At 61.7% G+C, this 4,918-nt stretch carries 3 protein-coding genes; all 3 read left to right on the forward strand.

Annotation, left to right across the window (positions count from 1 at the left end; translation table 11 throughout):
- The first annotated feature begins 260 nt into the window (after positions 1–260).
- From PCS43_RS29485 to PCS43_RS29495, 3 genes are read left to right on the forward strand one after another with little or no spacing between them, the layout of a single operon-like run.
- Positions 261–1,085 (forward strand): FAD binding domain-containing protein, encoded by an 825-nt coding sequence (locus PCS43_RS29485; RefSeq protein ID WP_007733027.1) that lies wholly within the window; start codon positions 261–263, stop codon positions 1,083–1,085.
- The gene (locus PCS43_RS29490) at positions 1,082–3,775 is read left to right on the forward strand and encodes a molybdopterin-dependent oxidoreductase (RefSeq protein ID WP_007733025.1); all 2,694 of its coding nucleotides are present in this window, start codon (positions 1,082–1,084) and stop codon (positions 3,773–3,775) included. Before PCS43_RS29485 ends, PCS43_RS29490 begins: the two co-directional genes overlap by 4 nt.
- Entirely contained in the window at positions 3,772–4,743 is a 972-nt protein-coding gene (locus tag PCS43_RS29495; protein ID WP_209908836.1) for an antibiotic biosynthesis monooxygenase, read from the forward strand. Before PCS43_RS29490 ends, PCS43_RS29495 begins: the two co-directional genes overlap by 4 nt.
- Positions 4,744–4,918: the final 175 nt, after the last annotated feature.

Consider the following 4,918-nt stretch of genomic DNA (forward strand, 5'->3'; position numbering starts at 1 on the left):
AGCGCCCCGCCCCGCATGATCTCCGCGGCCGCCGAGTGCGTAGCCGCGTCCGAATCAACAGCGCGAAAGCAAGAGGCTGATCGCGCCTCTCAAGCAGTCGTACCCAGAATCGGCAAGCGCATGCACCGCCCCACCAGTCGATGTCACGTACGTATCGCTCATGTTTCGCGTGCCCGATATGTACTAAAAGTGTGAATGCGTCTCGTCACCTCGGTAATGTCCCACTCCGAGAAGACACATCCCCCGAGGGGAGCAGGCGCATGGACATCACCACCATTACCGACGTGATACGCCGACCACCGGATCGCCCAGGGGACGTGTGGCGTCCCGGCGACGCCTGGCTCGCGGGAGGAACGTGGCTGTTCTCAGCAGAACAACCCGACACGCGTCGACTGGTCGACCTCACCGCGCTCGGTTGGACACCACTGGAGGTCGGCCCGACTCATTTCGGTGTCGGAGCTACGTGCACCGTTGCCGAACTGTATGCGTTTGTCCCGCCGGACAATTGGCGTGCGAGTCCACTTATTCGCGTCAGCTGCGAGTACTTCCTCTCGTCTTTCAAGGTGTGGAATTCGGCCACCGTAGGCGGCAACATCTGTATGTCGCTTCCGGCCGGACCGATGATCACCCTGGCAGTTGCACTCGAGGCTTCGTTCACACTATGGGCTACCGACGGAACAGTGAGGACCGTCGACGCGTGCGACTTCGTGACCGGTGACCACCAGAATGTCCTGGAGCCGGGCGAAGTCCTTCGGAGCATCGAGTTCCCGGTGCACGCACTCACCAAACGGCACGCCCACCGCCGCTTCAGTCTCACGCACCTCGGCCGTTCGACGATCTTCATGATCGCGACGCAGACTCCTGGCGCCGACGACTTTCACCTCACCATCACCGCCGGCACCACCCATCCGATCCGGCTGACGTTCGACACCATGCCGGACGAGCACTCTCTGCGACGAGCCGTCGACTCCATTTCGGCCGACATTTGGTTCGACGATCCCAACGGAACCCCAGACCACCGCCTCCACCTCGCCCGCCACTACGCCGACGAGCTCCGAAACGAACTCACGGGGAGCCAGTCATGAGCTACACGGTGAACGACCGGCAGTTCCACGAGGAGCCGTTCCCGGGACAGTGTCTCCGGACGTTTCTTCGGCACCTCGGACACCACGGGGTGAAGAAGGGGTGCGACGGCGGGGACTGCGGGGCGTGCACAGTGTGGCTCGACGGAACACCGATACACAGCTGCATCACGCCCGCCTTTCGCGCCGACGGTCGCGCGGTAACCACGATCGAGGGACTCGGCACGCCCGAAGATCTCCATCCGATTCAGCAGCAGTTCCGGGATGCACCCGGCTTTCAGTGTGGGTTCTGCACCGCCGGGATGATCATGACCTCGGCGGCGCTCACCGACGCGCAGAAAGAAGACTTGCCGCGAGCGCTCAAGGGAAACCTGTGCCGCTGCACCGGTTACCGATCCATCGAAGACGCGGTCAACGGTGTCGGTGCTATCGAAGTTGCCCTCCCGGGACAGGCCGTCGGAACCAGCGTCGGGGCGCCGGCGGCCACCGACGTGGTGACCGGCCGAGCCGAATACACTATGGACACCGCCATCGACGGCATGCTGCACCTGAAAGTGCTGCACTCGCCGCACGCACATGCACGCATCACCTCCATCGACACCACCGAGGCGCTCGCCGTCCCCGGTGTCCATCGCGTCTACACCTGGAAAGACGTGCCGCGCAAGCTCTTCACCACGGCAATACATACCGACCACCTTGTCGATCCGGACGACACCTACATTCTCGACAACGTCGTGCGGTTCGTGGGTCAGCGTGTAGTGGCCGTCCTCGCCGACTCCGTCGTCGCTGCGGAAGAAGGCCGTCGGAAGGTGAAGGTCGATTACGAGATCCTGCCTTTTGTGTTCGATCCGGAAGAGGCCATGGCCGACGGCGCTCCAGCCCTGCACGGATCCGACGATCCCTTTGTTCGAGATCCAGAGCACAACATCCTGCTCGAACTTCACGGTCATGTGGGCGACGTCGAGGCCGGGTTCGCCGAGGCCGACGTCATCCACGAAGGCACCTACTTCTCGCCGCGGGTTCAGCACGCGCACCTCGAGACGCACGGTTCGATCTCCTGGATGGAAGACGGACGCCTTCACGTTCGCACAAGTTCGCAGTCCCCCTCCATCGCCAAGGTCAAACTCGCCCATCTCTTCGACCTCCGCCCGGATCAGCTACGCGTGTTCTGCAAACGCGTGGGCGGCGGGTTCGGAGGAAAACAGGAAGTGATCAGCGAGGATCTGGTGGCGCTCGCCACCCTCGACACCGGTCGTCCCGTCTGCCTCGAGTTCACCCGAGAAGAAGAGTTCACCACCGCGTCGCCGCGTCATCCGATGAAGCTCACGATCAAGCTCGGTGCCAAGTCTGACGGAACCCTCACGGCATTTCAGTACCGAAACATCTCGAACACCGGTGCGTACGGAAACCACGGTGGAGAGACAGTCTTTGCCGGCGGCGCGGCGGTCTCGCTCTACCGCTGCGCCAACAAGAAGTTCGATGCGTATTCCGTGTACACCAACAATGTTCCGAGCGGCGCTCTACGTGGGTACGGGATGACGCAACCGGCCTTTGCCGTGGAATCGGCCATGACCGAATTGGCCATCGCGCTGGACATGGATCCGCTCGAACTGCGTCGACGCAATATCGTCCGACCGGGCGATTCGCTGATCGCACTCGAAGACGGCCCAGACGACGTGATCTTCACCGAAGACGGACTGGGGCAATGCATAGATCTGATCGACGCCGCGTTGAAGCGCCAACCGGTTCCCTCGCTCGGAGCGGATTGGCTGATCGGCACCGGCACTGCCAGTTCGCTACACGAGACCGCGCCACCCACCGAGCACATTTCCGAGGCTTGGCTCACCCTCGGCGAAGACTGTGTATACGAACTTGCCATCGGCACAGTCGAATTCGGTGAGGGAACTTCTACCGCCCACGTGCAGATCGCCGCGAATCAGCTGGGCACAACACCGTCACGTGTACGAATCATTCAGTCGGACACCGACCGAACCGGTTTCGACACAGGCGCTTTCGCCAGCGCCGGCCTGTTTGTCGCTGGGAACGCGGTACTTCGCGCGTCGAATGCGCTCCGCGATCGCCTACTTGCCTTCGCCGCGCACCACACCGGCGTGTCGATTGACCAGTGCTCGATGGACGACGACAAGATCGTCTGCGGTAGTACTCGATTAACACTGCAAGAGATACTCGAGGCCGCACGCCCGCGCGGGATCCGATTCACCGAGGCGCGGAAGGCATACGGATCTCCGCGCAGCGTGGTGTCCAACACTCATGGCTTCCGGATTGCCGTCCATCGCATCACCGGCGAGATCCGCATTCTCTACAGCGTCCAAGCCACCGACGCTGGGGTGATCATCAATCCGGCGCAGGTGCGGGGACAGATCGAAGGTGGCGTCGCCCAGGGCATCGGCTTCGCACTCACCGAGAACTTCCACGTAGACGCAAACGGCGCGATGATGAACCCGAATCTACGTAACTACCGGATCCCGACATATGCAGATATCCCACGCACGGAGGTGATCCTCGTCGAGTCATCAGACTCCGTCGGCCCACTCCGCTCCAAGGGCATGGCGGAGTGCTGCATCAATCCGGTTGCCCCTGCATTGGCGAACGCACTGCAGGATGCAACCGGGTCACGATTCCGGTCACTACCGCTCACCCCGGAACGCATCTACTCAGGCCTGAACCGATGACCGCGAACACGTCGGCGGACAGCGCCGCGACGGTCATCATCGGCCAGCGAGTGCGTGCCGGACTGGAGAAAGAATTCGAGGTCTGGCAGAAAGATCTCAACCGAGCCGCCGCAGATTATGCAGGCTTCCTCGGGGCAGAAATCGCTGCTCCGACGCCCACCCAACCTGATTGGGTGATCGTGTACCGCTTCGACTCCATCGCTCATGTTCAAGCGTGGATCAACAGCGCGACGAGGCAGGACTACCTCGACAGCGGTCGTCAGTTCTTCGACGGCCCGGCCACGCAGCAGGTAGTGAGCGGCGGGATCAGGCCTCCGGACCCACTGCTGACCGTCGTAGTGACGCACCGAGTAGGTGACGACAGCATCGACGAGTTCCTTGCCTGGCAGGATCGCCTTCGGGAGGTGGAGAGTGCTTTCGACGGATTCCGCGGCACCGAACTGTTTCGCCCCGTCGACGGTGTGCAGGATGAATGGACCCTGCTGTATCGCTTCGACAATGCTGCCCACCTCGATACGTGGCTGACTTCCCCTGAGCGACAACAACTCCTCGCCGAGGGCCGCAAGTTTCACGACTTCGAACTGCGAACCGTGGACAATTCGTTCGGCAGTTGGTTTGCCTTCGACGAGAACGGAAACGAGGCCCCTCCACCTTCGGAGACAAAAACCTCGATCGCGGTCTGGGTCGGTCTCTACCCGACTGTCGTCTTGCTTACTTTGGCGCTGTCACCGCTGAAGCTGCCACTCTGGCTCGGATTGTTGATCGGCAATCTGCTGTCGAGCTTCATCATGAGTTTCTTCACGATGCCGTACTACGTGAATCGACTCCTGCGCCGTTGGCTGCGTCCGCCTCCGGGGATTCCTGTCGCAAAAACCAACGCACAAGGGGTGGCAATCGTCGCCGCTGTGACCTTGTTCTGGGTTATCGTCGTCTACCTCGTGACTACTCAGTTCTGGTCGCTGCCCTGAACTCTCCGGAACACGAAAAGCCAGCGCATGTAACGGGGCATGATTCTTCCCCGGTGCATACGCTGGCATTTTCAGTTATGTCCGTTCACGCGGCCGTTGGTGGGCTGTTCCCGCCGATCGGCTGCTGGAACGGATCGATCGACATCGGTGGATAGAACACCGATTTCCGATCCGG

It is taken from the genome of Rhodococcus sp. C-2, from assembly GCF_027854095.1.
Lineage (GTDB): Bacteria > Actinomycetota > Actinomycetes > Mycobacteriales > Mycobacteriaceae > Rhodococcus_F > Rhodococcus_F qingshengii.

Coding starts and splice junctions, on each gene's coding strand:
- PCS43_RS29485 (WP_007733027.1), top strand. CDS start 261: ATGGACATCACCACCATTACCGACGTGATACGCCGACCACCGGATCGC.
- PCS43_RS29490 (WP_007733025.1), top strand. CDS start 1,082: ATGAGCTACACGGTGAACGACCGGCAGTTCCACGAGGAGCCGTTCCCG.
- PCS43_RS29495 (WP_209908836.1), top strand. CDS start 3,772: ATGACCGCGAACACGTCGGCGGACAGCGCCGCGACGGTCATCATCGGC.